Raw genomic sequence first — 18,146 nt, 5'->3', positions numbered from 1 at the left:
TTCTTTGACTTAATCCCTTATGTGCTTATAGGTGCTTTTAAGAGCATCAGAAAGCATTTCTTCTATAAGTTGCAAAAAAGTATATCCGGCGCTTTTTGCTATCTTAGGCACCAAAGACGTCTCAGTCATACCGGGGAGCGTATTAACCTCCAGTACAAACACGGTATCGGACTGAAGGTCATAAATAGTGTCAACACGGGCAACCCCCCTGCAACCCAAAGCCTCGTACGCTTTAAGCGAGACTTCCATTAACTTTTCATATTGCTTTGTTTCCAACTCAGGGGGAAGTATATAACTGGTTTCCCCGCTAATGTATTTAGCCTCATAATCGTAAATCTCACCCTTAGGCCTTACCTCAACCGCACCCAAAGCCTTAGCATTTAACACCGCCACATGTATCTCTTTGCCGCTTATAAATTTCTCAAGCAGTGACACCTCACCGTAACTAAAACACCGGCTTGAGGCATGTCTGAGTTCATCCTTACTTCTGATGAGACATACTCCGACGCTTGAGCCCTCTGAGTTGGGTTTTATAACCCAGGGGGGAGGTACAGGCATCGAGGCAATCGCATCCTTTAGATCATCCTGCCTGAAAACCACATATGGAGGAACCGTAAGTCCTGCTCCCTTGAAAATCCTCTTAGACATTACCTTATCCATAGCTATGGAAGAGGACAGTACCCCTGAGCCCGTATAAGGATACCCCATAACATCCAAAAGACCTTGAATACCACCGTTTTCTCCCCAACCTCCATGAAGAGCTATGAAGACAACATCAGGGCAGAGTCCGCGGAGTTTCTCTGCAACATCACTTAGGGCGTCCACCTCGTGAAAATGGTAACCACCGCCTTTGAGTGCTTCACACACCGCAGCGGCACTCTTTAAAGAAACCGAACGCTCCGATGAAACACCGCCCATAAGGACGACAATTGTCTTTTCTTGTAACTCTTCTCTCATCCTGTCGGCCTCTGTGTTACAAAATTCTCTGCTATTTTCCAGACATCGCCGGCGCCGAAAGTTACAAGCGTATCTCCAGGCTTTGCTTCCATGCCGAGGGTCTCAGAAAGCTCCTGTCCCTTCCCTGCATAGATGACGTCAACCCCGCGTGCCTTAATTTTTTCCGCCAGCAACTCAGATGTCACACCCGTTATGGGCTGCTCACCTGCCGGATAAATGTCTAAAAGATAGACCCTGCCCGCCTCGTCAAAGCAACATGCAAATTCATCCATCAAATCCGCCGTCCTTGTGTAGCGGTGGGGTTGAAACACTACCATAAGCCGTTTCTCTATGTGCTGCTTTATTCCGTTTATAGTCGCTTTAATCTCTGTGGGATGGTGCCCGTAATCATCAAAAACATTTACACCGCCCTTGTGTCCCTTAAACTCCATCCGACGCTTTATCCCGGAAAACGTACTAAGTGCACAGCGGCTCTGCTCATATGTTATATCTAATGAGTTTGAAGCGGCCAGTGCCGCCAGCGTGTTTAAAACATTGTGCCTGCCTGAGAGATTAATCGTAAAGGCTCCATAGCTCCGGCCTCCGGCTATTAGGTCAAATTCTGTTTTTTGAAAGCTGTATTTTATGTTTCTTGCCATAAAGTCAGCACCTTCTTTCAATCCGTAAGTAATATACTTTCTGTTAACATTCGGTAATATGTCTATTATATTAGGGTCGTCAATGCACACCACACCTATGCCGTAAAAAGGCACCTTGTTCAAAAAACTCGCATAGGCGGATTTTAAACTTTCCATGTTCAAATAGAAATCCATGTGCTCTCTGTCTATGTTTGTAATTATGGCAACCGTAGGATTAAGTTTGAGAAAGGAGCCGTCGCTCTCATCAGCCTCAGCAACAAGAAAATCACCCTTTCCAACACAGGCATTGCTGTTTGTGTCGTTTAGTTTTCCACCCAGTACTACAGTGGGGTCAAGTCCGGATTTAATCAAAATACCGGCTAATAACGATGTTGTTGTGGTTTTGCCGTGTGAGCCGGCAACAAGAATACCGTACTTTAATCTTCCCACCTCAGCCAGCATCTCCGCCCGTGGTATCACAGGAATTGAGCGCCTCCTTGCCTCATCCACCTCCGCATTTGCTCCGTTTACCGCAGAGGTTACGACCACTACATGAGCATTGTCAACATTTTCAGCTCTGTGACCTATGTAAACCCTTATTCCCTCACTTATCAGCACATCGGTTGTTGCCGAGGATTTTAGGTCCGAACCTGTGACGGTATAACCAAGGTTTTTCAACACTCTGGCTATTCCGCTCATTCCTATGCCGCCTATGCCCACAAAGTGAATTACTCTGTACCGGTTAAACATTTGTCATACTCCTGATTTGCAAGCTTTGATTTATCTTTTATTAAAAGCAGGGAGATACAGACAACTTTCTTGGCAGCCTCGGGTCTGCCAAAAGCCATGCTCTCACGCTTCAGACGATTTCTCATGTTTTCGTCCATAAAGAGTTTCTTTATATGCTCTGCAAGCACACTGCCGTTGAGGTCATTATCTTTAATCATAACAGCCGCTCCGCTTACGGCAAGGCGTGAGGCGTTAGCCTCCTGGTGAGAGGCCGTTGCATAGGGAAACGGCACAAGAATTGAAGGAATCCCTATAGCGGTTATCTCGGCAAGTGTTGTCGCCCCTGCCCTGCACACTATCATATCACCGGCTGCATAGGCCTCAGGCATATTATAGATAAAAGGAGCCACAGTGCCAATCATCCCCCTGCGCTGATACTCCGCCCTGACCTGCTCGTAGTCCTTCTCTCCGGTCTGATGTAAAAACTGTATCCTATCCTTATAGGGCAAAAGGTACTCCAGTGATTCTATGGCGGCGGTGTTAAGAGTCCTTGCACCAAGTGAGCCTCCAAAGATAAACACGGTAAACATGTTTTCCCTAAGCGAAAACTTATTAACACCATCTTTTCTCTCCACCTTCAGAATCCTTTCCCTTACAGGGTTGCCGGTCAGGACTGTTTTATTTTTGGGGAAGAAGGACAGAGAACTCTCATATGTTATACATACTTTTTGTGCCAGTCTGGAGAGCACCTTGTTGGCAAGGCCTGGAATTGAGTTTTGCTCATGAATAACTACCGGTATAGACAGGAAAAATGCCGCCGCAACAGGAATAAAGGAGGCGTAACCACCGGTTCCTATCATTAAGTCAGGCTTAAGTTTTTTTAAAAATGAATATGCCTCAAAAAAAGCCGCTATAGTTCTGTACAGAGCCCTGATCTTTTTAAACAAGGAGACACCGACAAATCCCTCGGTTTTTAGTAACTTAACATAATACTTCTCAGCAGGCAGCACCCTTGCCTCAATCCCTTTATAGGTACCCATAAAGACAATCTCGGCATCCTCTTCCCTCTTTTTAATCTCCTCAGCTATGGCTATGCCCGGATAAAGATGGCCGCCCGTGCCGCCCCCTGCTATGACTATTTTATGCTTTCCACTTGACATCAGACAATACCCTCCCTCTCGGTCTCATTATCTTTTCCCTCATACCGGAGTAGATGTCAACGTGAGGACTTACCGACCCTTCCTCCTCACTCTCCCCCTTTGCAAGGTTAAGTAAAATCCCAATCTCTATAAGGTTCATTATCATAGAAGTGCCGCCGTAACTTATAAATGGCAGCGGAAGCCCCTTGGTCGGTAAAAGACCGCAGACTACAGACAGATTTAAAAGTGCCTGCACCCCTATTAGCATTGTAATACCACAGGCCAGGTAGTACAGATATGGCTCCTTTTGCCTGAGAGTTATCAGTGCCGCTCTTATAAACAGAATCATAAACAGAATTACAACAACCGTTGCCCCTATAAAGCCTATTTCCTCCCCTACTATGGAAAAGATAAAGTCGGTCTTTGCCTCAGGTAAAAAGAATAATTTCTGAGCGCTTTTGCCTACTCCCAGCCCATTAAGCCCACCGGTACCAAAAGCAACAAAAGACTGAATCAGTTGAAACCCGGTATTTCTCTCATCCGCCCACGGATCTAAAAAAACCATTATACGCTGCAGCCGGTACGGCTTCATAATTAATTTTATAACCACAGGAATAAGTAATATTCCCAAAGACAGTATGAATTTTATTTTGACCCGTGCCACAAACAACATTGAGAACGTTATTATACCAATAATGACGCTGGAGCCGAAATCCGGCTGCAAAAGTAACAGCCCCTGGAGTGTCCCCATTAAGACAATCGGCTTTATAAATGATTTAAAACTCTCCGGGTTGAAACTCTTATCCGAAAGATACCTGGCAAGGAACACAATAAGAACCAGCTTTGCCGGCTCAGAGGGTTGAAATGTAAAATGCACTATCCGTATCCATCTCCTTGCTCCATTTACAGTAAGCCCGATATAGGGCATCTTTACGGCAATAAGAAGGCACGCCGCAAACCCTAACAAAATAAAAGCATATCTTTTAAGCACTCCGAGCCGTAGCTTATAAAAGCCCACCATAAGCACTATTCCCAGCACAATGGAAACAAGGTGCTTCTTTAAATACCTTAAATCTATAAGTGAGGCGGACACAGCAGCACCGCCGCCTTTGGAAGGGGCAACAATAGAGGTTGTGCTATAGACCATGACAGCGCCGACAAACAAGAGCGCCATTGTCGTTATCAACAAGACCCTGTCAAATTGCTTTGTCTTAACGGCTCTTTTCTCTTCCATTAATCTCCGGTTACCCTCTCTCTATTTTCCATATGTTTCTAAAGAACTCTCCGTAATACTTTTTTTAAAGGATTTTTTCCACAATCGGCAAACTCTAAGTAAGCCTCATGACAGCCTCTTTAAACACTCTGCCCCTTTCCTCAAAATCCTTAAACATATCAAAACTTGCACAGGCCGGAGACAGTAAAACCACATCGCCGGCAACCGCCAGCTCTCCGGCAACCTTTGCCGCCTCAAACATATCCCCGGCAAAATGTACTTGTGTCAAATCCCCTAAGGCATCCCGTAACTTCCCCCCTGCCTCACCTATCAGAACCAGCGCCTTAACCCTCTCCTTAACAAGGTGTCTAAGCGGACTAAAATCCCCTGACTTGTCTCTGCCACCGGCTATCAACACTATCGGCTCTGTGAAACTCTCAAGTGATTTAACCACAGACCAAACGTTTGTGCCTTTTGAGTCGTTAAAGTACTTAACTGCTTTTTTCTCTGTCACAAACTCCAGTCTGTGCTCCAGTCCTTTAAATGAGACAAGAGTATTCCAGATATCAGTAACCTTACAGCCGCTGACCAGTGCCATAAGGGCTGCAGCCATTGCGTTTTCTATGTTGTGGCCACCGACAATCGTAAAGTCCGACGTGTTAAAGGTAAATGGATTTTTCCCTGCACCAACTTTTGAGGCATCCACCAGCTCAGGACAGAGAATTTCAAGCTCCGGTATGTTAAAATAAATAACGCCGTCTTTATAAAAAGCCCCTCTTACCCGTTCCTTACGGCTAAAGAAAAGCACATCGGGGCCGTTTTTCCCCACCCTCTTTGCCAATCCTCTTGTCAAAGGGTCATCGGCATTTAATATCAGAAAATTCATTGCATCCTGATTTAAAAAAATCCGGGCTTTGGCCTCCACATACTCATCCATAGTCTCATGTCTGTCAAGATGGTCAGGCGTTATGTTTAGTACAGCCGACACCTTCGGCTTAAACTTATCTATTGACTCCAACTGAAAACTCGAGACCTCGGTAACTATATAATCAGGGCTTACGAATTCCCTGGGTTTCTCAAAGTTTTTAACAATTTTACTTATTTCCTCAGTGACGGCCATCCCGATGTTGCCGCCTATTATCGTATTAAATCCGCTCTGGCGCAATATCTCATATAGCAAAGTCGTGGTAGTTGATTTACCGTTAGTGCCGGTTATTGCCAGATATGCCGCCGCCCCAACCTTTCTCAGCTCCTCCAATACCTGATATGCCAGCTCAAGCTCCCCGATTATTCGTATCCCGTCACTTTTTGCACGCAACAGAGACGGTATATTCAGCGCTACCCCCGGGCTTACAACAACCGTGTCAAAAGATGTGAAAGCATCATCGGCAAAACCGCCTGCCTTTACCACCACAGAGGAATCCAACTGTTGAATAAACCCCTCAAGCTCCTCCACGGCTTTGATGTCAAAGACCGTGGTCACAGCCCCCAGCCTTACACAAAGGTTTGCCGCCCCTACCCCGCTCCTTGCCAGTCCCACCACGGCTACCTTTTTATCTCTGAAGTTTTTATACATTGTCATCTCTGCACCACCTTCCATAATCAGTAAGCAACCGGCTTATTCTTTGGGTCGGTAAAAGCCACATCATAAACTTTGCCACTGTCTTTACAGATTTTGTTTTTTCTGGAATTTTTAACTATTTTACAAGGTTCCACCTTTTTGGCATGTTTTGTATTACCACCGGAGTCACTCTTTAATATCTTGCTCTTGCCATAAGAAGACTTTGCCGTAAGTTTTGCCCTCTTCAGAGCACCCTTAGAGCTGCGGTTATTATGAGCCTTTGCAATTAGTTTCTTCTGAGACTTAGCTGATGCAATCTTGCCTGTACCGTGGTTTGGAGAACCAGATTTTGCAATTTTCACTACTTCCGCTTTCTTCCCTCTGTAAGCACGCTCAGTGTGCTTTGAGACCACTTTGGCTTCATAGTGTCCTTTACTTTTCTTTGAATAATGATTGCGGGATTTAACGGTTATTTTATTTAAATCACCGCCTTTGCCGTTACTGAAGTGTATCTCCGGCTTAGTGTGTGATTCTGAAATATCGTAACCTTTATTAAGAACGGTCTCGGCACTCCTCCATAGATTAGACCTCTGGGTGTCTCCTAACACTGCTGCAACATACGTGTTTTCCCCGCGTTCGGCTGCAAAGGCAAGGCAGTGTCTTGCCGCCTTGGTGTAGCCGGTTTTGCCGCCGAGTAAATCCTCATCTTTCCATAAAAGTTTGTTTGTATTTATCAGTGATGCGGTTGTGCCGTCAATGGAGACAACTGTTTTTGTCTTTTTATTGATTATATCTCTAATCACATGGTATTGAAGAGATTCTCTCATAACAATGGCAAGATCATAGGCCGTTATGTACTGTCCTTCTCCTGGAAGGCCGTGGGAATTTATGTATCTGGTATTACCTGCGCCTATTTTTTTAACTTTTTTATTCATTAAATTAACAAACGCCCCTTCAGAGCCGCTTACCGCTTCTGCTAAAGCTACAGAGGCGCCATTTACAGATTTCATCAGCATTATGTGCAACAAATCCCCAATGTAGTACCTGTCGCCCTCACGCAGCTCCACAGTGCTGCCGCTAAGTTCAGAGGCATTAGCGGAGATGGTTGTCACGTCCCTTATATCTAAATTATCAAGAACCACCATGGCGGTAACGAGTTTTGCCGTACTTGCGGGGGGTTGCTTAAGAAGCGGATTTTTTGCATATAAAACCCGGTCGGTATCGGTATCCATAATAACAGCACTGCGCGCCGTTATATCCTTTGCACAGGCAAATGAGCTCATAGAACATACCAATGTTACTATAAATAAAATTCTAAGAAACCAAAGTATAAATGTTACTCTCTTTCCCATTCCGTCACCTCAATTTAATAGTCGTTAAACTTAACAAGGCAAGCATAAAACCGATAATCCAAAACCTGACAACTGTTTTAGGCTCCAGCCATCCCTTTAGTTCAAAGTGATGGTGTATCGGGGCCATCTTAAAGATTCTCTTGCCTGTTAGCTTAAATGACGCCACCTGTAAAATAACAGACAAGGTTTCTATTACAAAAATTCCGCCTACAACCACAAGGACAATCTCGTGTTTGGTTAATGTGGCTAAAGTGCCCAGTGCTCCTCCCAGGCCAAGAGAGCCCACATCTCCCATGAAAACCTCAGCAGGGTGGGTGTTGTACCACAAAAACCCCAGTGAGGCGCCAAATATAGCGCCGCAAAACACCGTAAGCTCTCCTATCCCATTTATGTAAATTACCTGCAAGTACTGGGCAAGACCTGCATGGCCGGATATGTAAACAAGCACTCCGGTGGCAAAAACCGCTATCGCTACAAGCCCCGAGGCAAGGCCGTCTAAGCCGTCTGTGAGATTTACCGCATTAGAGGACCCCACTATTACAAAGACACTGAAAGGTATATAGAATATCCCAAAATCAAAAAGCCATTTCTTAAAAAACGGGACTATTAAGTCAGTACTGTACGGGTCAGACACATTTAAGTACTGTATAACGGCAACAACAAGCGCAACCACTATCTGAAGGCCAAACTTATACTTTGCCTTAAGCCCCTTAGTGTTACGCTTTGATACCTTCAGGAAATCATCCCAAAAACCAATTGCGCTGAAACATACTGTGGCGATTAACAATATCCAGACATAGCGGTTTGTCAGATTACCCCATAGCAGGATTGACACCACTGTGGATATTACTATTAAAACACCTCCCATCGTGGGTGTGCCGGCTTTACTGAGATGGCTCTGAGGGCCGTCGTTGCGTATCTGCTGAGTAAGACTGATTCGCTTTAAGAATCTTATCGTCTCCGGGGCAAGTAAAAAGGTTATAGCCATTGCCGTAATAATTGCCACCGCGGTTCTGAATGTTATGTAACGAAACACATTCAATGGTGATATGTAATCACGAAGGGTGTATAACAGGTAATAGAGCATTAGCCGAGTACTCCCTCCATTTTAAGTTTTCTTGAACCCTTTACCAGCACCGTATCTCCATAAGCGGCAACCCTGTTCAGTATTGCCGCCGCCTCAACAGCAGTCTCCGCCTTGTAAACACCACCGGAGTTTACACACTTGATGTACTCCTCAGCGGCAAACCCCATAAGCGGGCCTACAGCTATGAACACATCCACACCCTCAGCACACAGAAGCCTTCCCAGCTCCATGTGGTACTTCTCACTGTCTTTACCAAGTTCAAGCATATCCCCCAGCACCGCTACCGTACGTCTGTCCTTCAACCTGCAGAGCTCCTTTACCGCCGATACAGTTGATGCAGGATTTGAGTTATAAATATCCTTGATTAAAGTCATCCCTTTTCTTTTTTCGATTTCAAGCCGCATGGACACTCCGGAAAAACCACTAACCGCCGATACCATATCATTTTTATTTATCCCGTGTACAAAACCGGCGCTGATAGCGGCAAGGGCATTATGAATGTTAAATATCCCCGGGATTTTTGTCGTTAGTTTCTTAGAGTCCCCATCGGGAAAAGTCACCTGTGCAGAAAAACCAAAACCATCCCTGACGGGCTCCACATTCTGAGCCCTCACCAGAGAGTCTTTACCAAAACCATACGTTACAATTACTCTATTGAGCGACTCGTTTTTTCTGTTGACCTCTTCCATCAGATACTTGTCATCTCCGTTTACTATTACTACAGAGGCAAAATCCATAAGCTCCAGCTTGGTCTTTCTAAGTGTTTCCATATCCCCAAAACCCTCAAGGTGACCCGGTCCCAGATTTGTCACAATCCCTGTATCCGGCACAGCAATATTACACAGTAGCTCTATATCACCGGGCACACTTGCTCCCATCTCCAACACAACAGCGTTTTCTTTGTTAAGTTTTGTAAGAGACAGTGGGAGCCCTATGTGGTTATTAAAATTCCCGGTACTCTTAAACACTTTGTAACCAAAAGAGAGCACATTAGAGACAATCTCCTTCGTCGTCGTCTTACCGTTAGTGCCTGTTATGGCAATAACCGGAATGCTTTTCTTATTCCTTATATAAGCACCTATTGACTGCAAAGCTCTAAGAGTATCCTCTACATAGACAATGACAGTGCCCTGAGATGGTTTAACCGTTTCTCTCCGGCTGCTTAGACAACAACCGGAAATACTGAGAGCCGCCTCAAGGAAATCATGGCCGTCAACGTTATCGCCCTTTAACGGCACAAAGAGTTCATCAGATTTCAGTGTTCTGGTATCGATGGAAGCTCCGCTGAAATTAGTATTTTTTAGAGGTTCACAGGCTGACACTCCGCCCCCTGTTGCCTTCACTATGTCATCTAAGCTAAACACCTTGTCTTTATTAATCCCTTTCCTTTAATAGTTTTTTCAGAATTTTTATAGCAGTCTCTTTATCACTAAAGGGGTGTTTAACACCCCTGATTTCCTGATAAGTTTCGTGTCCCTTGCCGGCGATAACAACCACATCTTTGGCCTCCGCCATATAGAGAGCCTCTCTTATAGCCTTTGCCCTGTCAGGCTCCACACGGTAACTGTTTGTACATCCGCTCTCTATTTGCCTTATTATCTCAAGGGGATCCTCATTTCGTGGATTGTCAGATGTGATAACGGTAAAATCACTCAGAGTTGTGGCTATGCCGCCCATAACGGGCCTTTTACCCTTGTCGCGATTTCCGCCGCAGCCAAAAACTGTTATTACCTTCCCTGAAGCTATTTTTTTTACATTTTCAAGTAAGTTCTTTAAAGCATCATCCGTATGTGCATAGTCAACAATGACAGTGAAGTCCTGTCCCTCATCAATGGGTTCAAACCTGCCGGTGACAAGTTTAAGATTGTATATGCCTGCAAGGATGTCATTGTGAGGAATTCCCAGACAAACGGCGGCGGAAAATGCAGCAAGGATATTGTAAACATTGACGTACCCCCTGAGATTTGAAGCCACCTTGTAACGCTTATCACCATAAGATACAGTAAACTCAAGTCCGGATATGGAGCGGTTTATATCAAGGGCACTGACATCCGCCTGTGAGGTTAGACCATAGGTGATAAGGCCTCTATTTTGCTCAGCGATTAACCTGCCGCCATAGGGATCGTCCATGTTTACAATGGCCATACCGGAAGGTTTAAGCAACTCTGTAAAGAGTCTTCTCTTTGCTGTATAGTAGTCCTCCATACTGCTGTGGTAATCGAGATGGTCTCTGGTAAGGTTTGTAAAAATAACGGTATCAAACTCAACCCCGTCAACTCTTTTTTGTGAAAGAGCATGTGAGGAGACCTCCGTAACCACGTGTGTACACCCTGCCTTGTACATTTCACTCAGGTACATTTGGAATTCAGGGGACTCAGGGGTTGTATGCTCCGCCGCAAATGACTTGTCTTTAATCATGTACGCAACAGTACCTATAAGGCCTACATCTTTAGCATTAGCCTCAAGAATGGATTTCATGATGTAAACCACTGAGGTTTTTCCATTTGTGCCGGTAACTCCTGTAAGATTCATGTTCATCGCCGGATTGCCGTAGTAATCGGCGGAAATATAGGCTAAAGCGAGTCTTGCATCAAAAACCCTGACAAATAAAACATCCTGTCCGTCGTAGGGCTCAAGGTCTATTTCGTCTTCATAAATAACTGATCTGGCACCGTTTTTCACAGCCTCCGCTATAAAATTATGGCCGTCAAAGTTTTCACCCCTTATGGCAAAAAACATATTACCTGATTTTACTTTTCTTGAATCATAGGTAACACCCTCTGCTATACGCGTGATATTGCCGTTTATTTCACATACCTTAATCCTGTCAAGTACCTGCCCAATGTTCATAAAGAAAGTCCCGTTTTCTCCATTTAATCTAAAGTCCCGTCTCGTGTGTTTTTATTGTCCACAACCAGAACGTTGTTTCTGATCATGTCCTCGCGTGGTACATTTAAGTACGTAAGAGCCTTCTCTGCAATATTTTTAAACACCGGGGCCGCCACAAGGCCTCCGTAGATTTCACCCCTTGGCTTCCACACAACTACAACCATGGCAAAAGCCGGTTTTTCAGCCGGCACAAAGCCTACAAAGGAGCTTATGAAATCTGTGGATGAGTAGCGTCCGATGCTTCTGTCAAATATCTGAGCCGTGCCTGTTTTACCGGCGACTTTATTGCCGACCACCTCTGCATATTTGGCAGTGCCACCGACCTCGGTAACCATCATAAGCGCTCGTGTTACCGTATCCACCACGTGTTGTGAGAAAAGCTGGGGTCCCGGCTCCGGTTTATTAATCTCTGAAAAACCGCCGTCATCTCTTATGACGCCTTTTACCACGTGCGGGTGTACCTTATACCCCCCGTTAGCGATAATGGAATATGCAGTTACTATCTGAAGCGGAGTTACAGCGACTTCCTGCCCTATCGGCATGGCGCCTATTGAAACCCCTGACCACTTTTCAGGATTCTTAACCATGCCTGATACCTCACCCGGTAAATCTATACCGGTCTTGTCACCAAAACCGAACATTTTGATATACTTGTAAAGCCTCTGCTTACCAAGCCTCTGAGCAAGCTTTATAGTACCCACATTGGAAGACTTCTGGATAACCTCCATGAGAGTTAAAACACCGTGCGGATGGGCGTCTTTTATCCTCTTACCACCCACCTCGATACCCCCTCCGCTGCAATCTATTTTATCATCCTCATGAGCAAGCCTTTCCTCAAGCACTCCTGAGGCCGTCACAATTTTAAATGTTGACCCGGGCTCATACAAATCGGTTACGGCACGGTTCCTTCTGCCTGCCGGACCTCCTTTGGCGGGATTGTTTGGATCATAGGTCGGCCTGTTGGACATTGCAAGAATCTCTCCGGTAAAGGGGTTCATCATAATTGCCGTAGCAGCAGCAGCCCTCCACTTTTTAATAGCCTCATCCAGTTCCTTTTCCACTATATACTGAAGCCCCTCATCCATCGACAGCACTATGCTGTTGCCTATGTTCTCGCTGTCATTTTCATTGTAAAACCTGTTGCCTCGTGCATCTTTCTGTACTGAGTACTTACCACCCTCGCCGGTAAGTTCCCTGTCATACCCAGCCTCCACACCCTCAAGGCCCTTGTTATCAAGATTCACAAAACCTACTATATGAGAGGCAAATGTGCCAAGGGTATAATACCTCTTTGCCTCCGGAGTTATCCCAATGCCGCTGATTCTCAGACTCTCCACTTTTGCCGTTTCCTCAAGAGAAATTTTTCTTTTAATCCACAAAAAGTTTTTGCCACCCTTGAGCTGCTCCGACAGTTCATTGTAATTAACATCAATCATCTTAGCCAACTGATGTAGTCTCTCCGGGTTGCCCCCGAAATTGGCCTTATCCAGATACACAGAGCCCTGTTCCAGGTTTGCAACAAGCCGTCTTCCTTTTCTGTCAAATATCATACCCCTTCTTACCTGTATCTCAACCTCGGCAATCCGCTGGTTTGCCGATTTTTTGACAAACTTATCGTGATTTAACACCATAAGGTCAAATAGCCGCCCCACGACGGCTAAAAAACCAAATACAATTATCGCAAATACGAAATATACTCTCTTACCCATAGAGAGTGCCTCTTAAAGGACTAAATCCTTTCTTTTACGTAAAAAACCTTGTTTCTGTCCGGAAAATTAAAACCCATCTTTTTTATGGCAACATTGTCTATAGAAGCGATGGAAAGAAGATTATCCCTGGCAGCCATAAGGTTTCTCTGTTCTTTTACCAGTTGTGCCTTCCTCTGCTGAAGCACTCCCAGTTTGTACTCAAGTGATTTGATACTTGAGCGCAGCCACACCATGTAAAAAACACTGATGACTATCAACCCGACCGCTACTCCGGACAGCAGATGTCTGAAAACCGTACTCCTTGTCGCCGATATCATAGTTTGATACCTCCCCTGAGTTTAGCGCTCCTTGCTGCAGGATTTTCCTTCACTTCCTGCACTTGTGCCGTTACCGGTTTTTTTGTCAAAACAGCCATGCTTCCCTGTAATTTACTCTCAGCTAAGAACCCTTTAACTATACGGTCCTCCAGTGAATGGTAAGAAATCACACAGAGCCGCCCGCCGGGGTTCAATACATCCCTGGCTCCACACAGCCCCTTGCTCAGAGAGTCCAGCTCATTGTTTACATAAATGCGCAAAGCCTGAAATGTCCTTGTAGCAGGATGCACTTTTCCCCTTCCGCCATAGATGTCCAAAACTATTTGTGAAAGCTGCCGGCAGCTCTGAATCTTTGTGATGCGCCTTGTTTTAACTATCGCATCAGCTATTTTCATGTAATTAGGCTCCTCACCCAAGTCCCTGAAAATCTTCTCAAGCTCCGCCCTGTTTAAGGTGTTTACAACCTCTTTTGCACTCCTGCCGGAAGTCCTGTCCATTCTCATATCAAGTGGATAATCCGAGTCGAAACTAAACCCACGCTCGTAGTCCTTCACCTGAAACATTGACATTCCTAAATCAAAGAGTATTCCGTCAACACCCTTTAAACCAAAACTTTCTACTATGTTTGCAATACGGGAAAAATTTTCCTTAACAAAGTCCACGGGTTTCCCCATGAGCCTCTCTGCGGCCAGCTTTTGAGCCTCTTCATCCCTGTCCACGGCTATCAACCTGCCCCCTGCCAATGCCTTTACTATCTCCAAGGCGTGTCCGGCGGTTCCCACAGTGCCGTCAACGTACACCCCATTTTTTTGTACGTTTAGCATTCCCATGACCTCTGCCGGCATAACCGGCCTGTGAATAACCATTCTTTTTTCATCCTTACACACCAAGGTCCGAAAGCTCGGCCTCTATCTGTTTAATCTCATCGCCGCCTCTTTTTATCTGCTGCGACCATCTGTCTTTATCCCAAACCTCTATAATATTTTCCAGCCCGGCCACCACTATCTCGGCATTGAGCTCCATATTAACGTCTTCTCTCAGCGCATGCGGTATCAACACCCTTCCCTGCCTGTCAACCTCACACTCTATCGCAGACCCTATAACTTTTCTTTTAAAAAACTTCACAGCCTCGTTCGTTTTCGGAAGGCTCTTTACCTTCTCCATCAATACCTTCCACTCCTCCTCTGGAAATATCTGCAGGCACTCGTCATTTAACGTGGCTGTCATATATATTTTATTACCGTAATTACCCTTTAAAACATCACGAAACGAGGCAGGAACTATCATCCTGCCTTTTTCATCCAGTCTCTGGTAATGTCTTCCAAAAAAACCTATCATTTACCATTTCCTTCCATCGTCTTCCACTTTATACCACCTTATCGGCAATTGTCAAGAGAAAAATTAACATAAATAAAAAAAAATTATTATGCCTGTGTTGTTAATTTCACAATAAAAAACCGGTTTCCAGCCACAGGCGGAAATACCGGAAAACGAAAAAATTCACTTCTTTGTATCAGCCGGGTGCAACAGCCCCAGGAAACGCCCCTTGTAATGGGGGCGGCTTCCTGAAGCCACCCCTATTTAATCAACTGAAGTACATTCTGTGGAATTGAGTTAGCCTGTGCCAACACAGAGATACCGGACTGCTGCAAGATCAGGTACTTAGTAAGATTAGCCGTTTCATTAGCAAAGTCAGCATCATAAATTCTTGATCTCGAGGCCATTGTTGTCTCTATGACGGTATCTATATTTCTTATAGTAGCTTCAAACTGGTTTGATTTAGCGCCCATTTTGGCCTTCTCAGCAATAACAACATTCAGTGCGCCGTCAACAATGGCAATCGTGTTGGAAGACGTTGATCTGTAACCGCTAAAAGACAATGGGTCGGCAACCCTCAGTGCAGCAGTTCCCGTATATGTTATGGGAGATGATGACGTATCACTCCAGTTATGCGGAGGTGCTACTGTGTTACCGGTAAAATCCCCGCCTGCCCTGCCGGGAGTATAAACTAAACTGGTAGCAGAGTGTATATCTTTAAGATACATCAGAGGGCCGTCTTTTGCTCCTGTAACCGGATTAAATGTGTGGCCGCTGAGTGAATCAGTGTTTAATGAATTTAACACAACACTTATAGTCGGGTCAGAGGCTGAGTAACTGACATGTATTCTTGACCTGAATGTACCCGAGATAAGTTTGGTGTCGTTGAATTTAGTCTGCTCGGCAATACGTCCGATTTCCTCCGTCAGAGCATCAACCTCGTTTTGCATATAGGAGATATCTGTGACGCCGTACTGCCCGCTCATGGCCTGCACGGCAAGTTCTCTGATTCTTTGCAGGTTTTGAGTTATCTCGTCCATCGCACCCTCAGCCGTTTGAGCCATGGAGAGACCGTCGGAGGCATTTCTGACAGCAACGGTAAGGCCGCGAATCTGAGTGGTCTGCCGTGTTACAATTGCAAGGCCGGCTGCATCGTCTTTTGACGAGTTTATCCGCAAACCGGATGACAATCTCTGCATTGTCTCAGAAAGGGGCAGCAAAGTTTTTCTCAGGTTTCGCTGTCCATTTATGGACATCATGTTTGTATTGATCGTTAGGCCTGCCATGTGTCACCTCCGCTTATTTGTCTCACACTTATTTCTGATTGTTTTCTCTTAATGTCCTTATTGACCATTTTCATTTAACCCCCTTTTAAACCCCTTATATTCTCCTTAGTTTTTCCTTAATGCCTTATTTTTATGACAACTATTTTAATCATGACAACCTATATGCAATATGCGTGCCATGGAAGATATATGATTGATTTATAAGGATATTTTTTATTTGGATAGTTTCCACTTACACTTTTGGCTATTTAAGAAAAGGTACAAATTACCCGCAGGTAGGAAAATTTTTCACTTTTACCGTTGTTTGCAGGATAGTTCCTTTAAATTCAGCCTAATGCAAAAAAAAATGCTCTTGACACAGGAAAAACACAATAGCTATTATGTTGGGGGCTGAGATTTAGTTAGATTCAGTTTTTAAGCATGTAGCACCGATACGATATAAAATAAGGAGGATTTATGAGAGAAGTGGTAATAGTGGGTGGAGTGAGAACACCTGTCGGAGCATTTGGCGGCACATTGAAGGATGTTTCAGCAATTGACCTTGGTGCACTTGTAATCAAAGAGGCATTTAAGAGAGCAGGCTTAAGACCGGTGGTAAGTGAAGAGATGAAGAACAATGCCCCTGATAAGTTAAAAGACCAGGGCACTATAGAGCTTGAGAAGAAAGCCCAGGACTGGGATTCTTCACTTAAGGCGGTGGCTGTTGACGATGTGATAATCGGAAACGTTGTACAAGCCGGGCAGGGGCAAAATCCCGGCAGGCAGGCAATGATTAAAGGCGGCATACCGAAAGAGACTCCCGCTATGACTATCAACAAGGTTTGCTCCTCCGGGCTCAAAGCCATCGCACTGGGAGCAACATCAATAATGGCCGGAGAGTCGGACGTTATCGTGGCAGGCGGTATGGAGAGCATGAGTAACATCCCCTTTGCCTCACTTCAGGCACGGTGGGGTTATCGTATGGCTCTGACCGGTGTGGGAGAACTCCATGATCTTATGGTCTTTGACGGCCTCTATGAAATATTCTACGGCTACCACATGGGCATAACCGCAGAGAACATTGTTGACCTATACGGTATAAGCCGTGAGGAACAGGATGAACTGAGCCTCCTTAGCCACACCAGAGCGATGAAAGCCATCAAAGACGGCACATTTGCCAAAGAAATAGTTCCAGTTGTGATAAAAGGCAGAAAAGGTGATACAATTATTGACACCGATGAGCGCCCTATGGAAACCAGTATGGAAAAACTTGGCAAAATGAAACCTGCCTTTAAAAAAGACGGCTCCGTAACCGCCGGTAACGCCTCAGGAATAAACGATGGGGCTGCCGCCGTTATTATGATGTCGGCTGAGAAGGCTAAAGAACTTGGCCTTAAGCCTTATGTAAAAGTGAAGGGATTTGCCGCAGGCGGCCTTGATCCTGCTTACATGGGACTGGGCCCGGTTCCCGCTATCAGAAAACTCCTTAAAGCTAATAACCTAACTGTAAAAGACATAGATATGTGGGAACTCAACGAGGCCTTTGCCGCCCAGGCTATCGGCTGCCTCAGAGAGCTGGGTATCGCTAACGATAAACCAAACGAACACGGCAGCGGTATCTCCATAGGACATCCAATCGGCTGCACCGGCGCCAGACAAATGGTCACCGGTATGAACCTCATGCAGCGCAACGGTTACAAACACGGTATCATCAGCATGTGCATAGGCGGCGGTATGGGCTTTGCCATGCTTGTCGAAAATGCCGGTTAACAAATAAAAAGATTTTGAGGGAAAGGGCAAAGCCCTTTCCCTTATACCAAGTAGCCTTCAATCGTCTAACTTTGTTGGCATCATCACAAGCTCCTCAGCGTACTCTCCCCTAAAGCGCTATGCCCTCCCCGTTGCCTAATTTTCACATATAGCAAAAAGCAAAAGTATGTTCTTATTGAATTTATTAAAGAAGAGATTGCCACACCCCCTGCGGGGGTTCGCAA

General features: G+C 45.2%; 15 protein-coding genes. 1 reads left to right on the top strand and 14 read right to left on the bottom strand.

The window, feature by feature from the left end:
- Positions 1–9 precede the first annotated feature (9 nt).
- The 14 genes from H7844_06355 to H7844_06290 form a co-directional block, all read right to left on the bottom strand.
- Positions 10–957, bottom strand: coding sequence for a D-alanine--D-alanine ligase (locus H7844_06355; protein ID MEO5356903.1), 948 nt, complete (start codon positions 955–957; stop codon positions 10–12).
- On the bottom strand, positions 954–2,324 hold the full coding sequence (gene murC, locus H7844_06350) for a UDP-N-acetylmuramate--L-alanine ligase (GenBank protein MEO5356902.1): 1,371 nt from the start codon (positions 2,322–2,324) through the stop codon (positions 954–956). Before murC ends, H7844_06355 begins: the two co-directional genes overlap by 4 nt.
- Positions 2,303–3,463, bottom strand: a complete 1,161-nt coding sequence (murG, locus tag H7844_06345; GenBank protein MEO5356901.1) for an undecaprenyldiphospho-muramoylpentapeptide beta-N-acetylglucosaminyltransferase — start codon at positions 3,461–3,463, stop codon at positions 2,303–2,305. The genes murC and murG overlap by 22 nt, the downstream gene beginning before the upstream one ends.
- Positions 3,444–4,676: a putative lipid II flippase FtsW gene (ftsW, locus tag H7844_06340; GenBank protein MEO5356900.1), complete on the bottom strand. Its 1,233-nt coding sequence runs from the start codon at positions 4,674–4,676 to the stop codon at positions 3,444–3,446. Before ftsW ends, murG begins: the two co-directional genes overlap by 20 nt.
- Positions 4,677–4,770: 94 nt before the next feature.
- Positions 4,771–6,255, bottom strand: coding sequence for a UDP-N-acetylmuramoyl-L-alanine--D-glutamate ligase (gene murD / locus H7844_06335; protein ID MEO5356899.1), 1,485 nt, complete (start codon positions 6,253–6,255; stop codon positions 4,771–4,773).
- 2 nt (positions 6,256–6,257) lie between these two features.
- Complete coding sequence (locus tag H7844_06330) at positions 6,258–7,568, bottom strand: D-alanyl-D-alanine carboxypeptidase (GenBank protein MEO5356898.1); 1,311 nt, start codon at positions 7,566–7,568, stop codon at positions 6,258–6,260.
- A gap of 4 nt (positions 7,569–7,572) precedes the next feature.
- Positions 7,573–8,655, bottom strand: coding sequence for a phospho-N-acetylmuramoyl-pentapeptide-transferase (mraY, locus tag H7844_06325; GenBank protein MEO5356897.1), 1,083 nt, complete (start codon positions 8,653–8,655; stop codon positions 7,573–7,575).
- Complete coding sequence (locus H7844_06320) at positions 8,655–10,019, bottom strand: UDP-N-acetylmuramoyl-tripeptide--D-alanyl-D-alanine ligase (protein MEO5356896.1); 1,365 nt, start codon at positions 10,017–10,019, stop codon at positions 8,655–8,657. Before H7844_06320 ends, mraY begins: the two co-directional genes overlap by 1 nt.
- 10 nt (positions 10,020–10,029) lie before the next feature.
- Entirely contained in the window at positions 10,030–11,505 is a 1,476-nt protein-coding gene (locus tag H7844_06315) for a UDP-N-acetylmuramoyl-L-alanyl-D-glutamate--2,6-diaminopimelate ligase (protein ID MEO5356895.1), read from the bottom strand.
- A gap of 23 nt (positions 11,506–11,528) precedes the next feature.
- Positions 11,529–13,253 (bottom strand): penicillin-binding protein 2, encoded by a 1,725-nt coding sequence (locus H7844_06310; GenBank protein MEO5356894.1) that lies wholly within the window; start codon positions 13,251–13,253, stop codon positions 11,529–11,531.
- Between the two features lie 20 nt (positions 13,254–13,273).
- The gene (locus H7844_06305; GenBank protein ID MEO5356893.1) at positions 13,274–13,570 is read right to left on the bottom strand and encodes a hypothetical protein; all 297 of its coding nucleotides are present in this window, start codon (positions 13,568–13,570) and stop codon (positions 13,274–13,276) included.
- Complete coding sequence (rsmH, locus tag H7844_06300; GenBank protein MEO5356892.1) at positions 13,567–14,436, bottom strand: 16S rRNA (cytosine(1402)-N(4))-methyltransferase RsmH; 870 nt, start codon at positions 14,434–14,436, stop codon at positions 13,567–13,569. The genes H7844_06305 and rsmH overlap by 4 nt, the downstream gene beginning before the upstream one ends.
- Before the next feature lie 13 nt (positions 14,437–14,449).
- Positions 14,450–14,908: a division/cell wall cluster transcriptional repressor MraZ gene (gene mraZ / locus H7844_06295; protein ID MEO5356891.1), complete on the bottom strand. Its 459-nt coding sequence runs from the start codon at positions 14,906–14,908 to the stop codon at positions 14,450–14,452.
- A 239-nt stretch (positions 14,909–15,147) separates the two neighbouring features.
- Entirely contained in the window at positions 15,148–16,173 is a 1,026-nt protein-coding gene (locus tag H7844_06290; GenBank protein ID MEO5356890.1) for a flagellin FliC, read from the bottom strand.
- A 456-nt stretch (positions 16,174–16,629) separates the two neighbouring features.
- Here H7844_06290 and H7844_06285 point away from each other — a divergent pair, with 456 nt between their 5' ends.
- The gene (locus H7844_06285; protein MEO5356889.1) at positions 16,630–17,922 is read left to right on the top strand and encodes an acetyl-CoA C-acetyltransferase; all 1,293 of its coding nucleotides are present in this window, start codon (positions 16,630–16,632) and stop codon (positions 17,920–17,922) included.
- The last annotated feature ends 224 nt before the right edge of the window (positions 17,923–18,146 follow it).

It is taken from the genome of Nitrospirae bacterium YQR-1 (assembly GCA_039908095.1).
Lineage (GTDB): Bacteria > Nitrospirota > Thermodesulfovibrionia > Thermodesulfovibrionales > Magnetobacteriaceae > Magnetomonas.
The sequence above is the reverse complement of the archived record's forward strand: the minus strand, read 5'-3'. Positions and strand labels throughout refer to the sequence as shown.

Excerpts from the sequence above, each read along its gene's own strand:
- H7844_06285 (MEO5356889.1), top strand. The coding sequence starts at position 16,630 with ATGAGAGAAGTGGTAATAGTGGGTGGAGTGAGAACACCTGTCGGAGCA.
- H7844_06315 (MEO5356895.1), bottom strand. The coding sequence starts at position 11,505 with ATGAACATTGGGCAGGTACTTGACAGGATTAAGGTATGTGAAATAAAC.
- murC (MEO5356902.1), bottom strand. The coding sequence starts at position 2,324 with ATGTTTAACCGGTACAGAGTAATTCACTTTGTGGGCATAGGCGGCATA.
- murG (MEO5356901.1), bottom strand. The coding sequence starts at position 3,463 with ATGTCAAGTGGAAAGCATAAAATAGTCATAGCAGGGGGCGGCACGGGC.
- rsmH (MEO5356892.1), bottom strand. The coding sequence starts at position 14,436 with ATGGTTATTCACAGGCCGGTTATGCCGGCAGAGGTCATGGGAATGCTA.
- H7844_06355 (MEO5356903.1), bottom strand. The coding sequence starts at position 957 with ATGAGAGAAGAGTTACAAGAAAAGACAATTGTCGTCCTTATGGGCGGT.
- H7844_06305 (MEO5356893.1), bottom strand. The coding sequence starts at position 13,570 with ATGATATCGGCGACAAGGAGTACGGTTTTCAGACATCTGCTGTCCGGA.
- ftsW (MEO5356900.1), bottom strand. The coding sequence starts at position 4,676 with ATGGAAGAGAAAAGAGCCGTTAAGACAAAGCAATTTGACAGGGTCTTG.
- murD (MEO5356899.1), bottom strand. The coding sequence starts at position 6,255 with ATGGAAGGTGGTGCAGAGATGACAATGTATAAAAACTTCAGAGATAAA.
- H7844_06330 (MEO5356898.1), bottom strand. The coding sequence starts at position 7,568 with ATGGGAAAGAGAGTAACATTTATACTTTGGTTTCTTAGAATTTTATTT.
- mraY (MEO5356897.1), bottom strand. The coding sequence starts at position 8,655 with ATGCTCTATTACCTGTTATACACCCTTCGTGATTACATATCACCATTG.
- mraZ (MEO5356891.1), bottom strand. The coding sequence starts at position 14,908 with ATGATAGGTTTTTTTGGAAGACATTACCAGAGACTGGATGAAAAAGGC.
- H7844_06290 (MEO5356890.1), bottom strand. The coding sequence starts at position 16,173 with ATGGCAGGCCTAACGATCAATACAAACATGATGTCCATAAATGGACAG.
- H7844_06310 (MEO5356894.1), bottom strand. The coding sequence starts at position 13,253 with ATGGGTAAGAGAGTATATTTCGTATTTGCGATAATTGTATTTGGTTTT.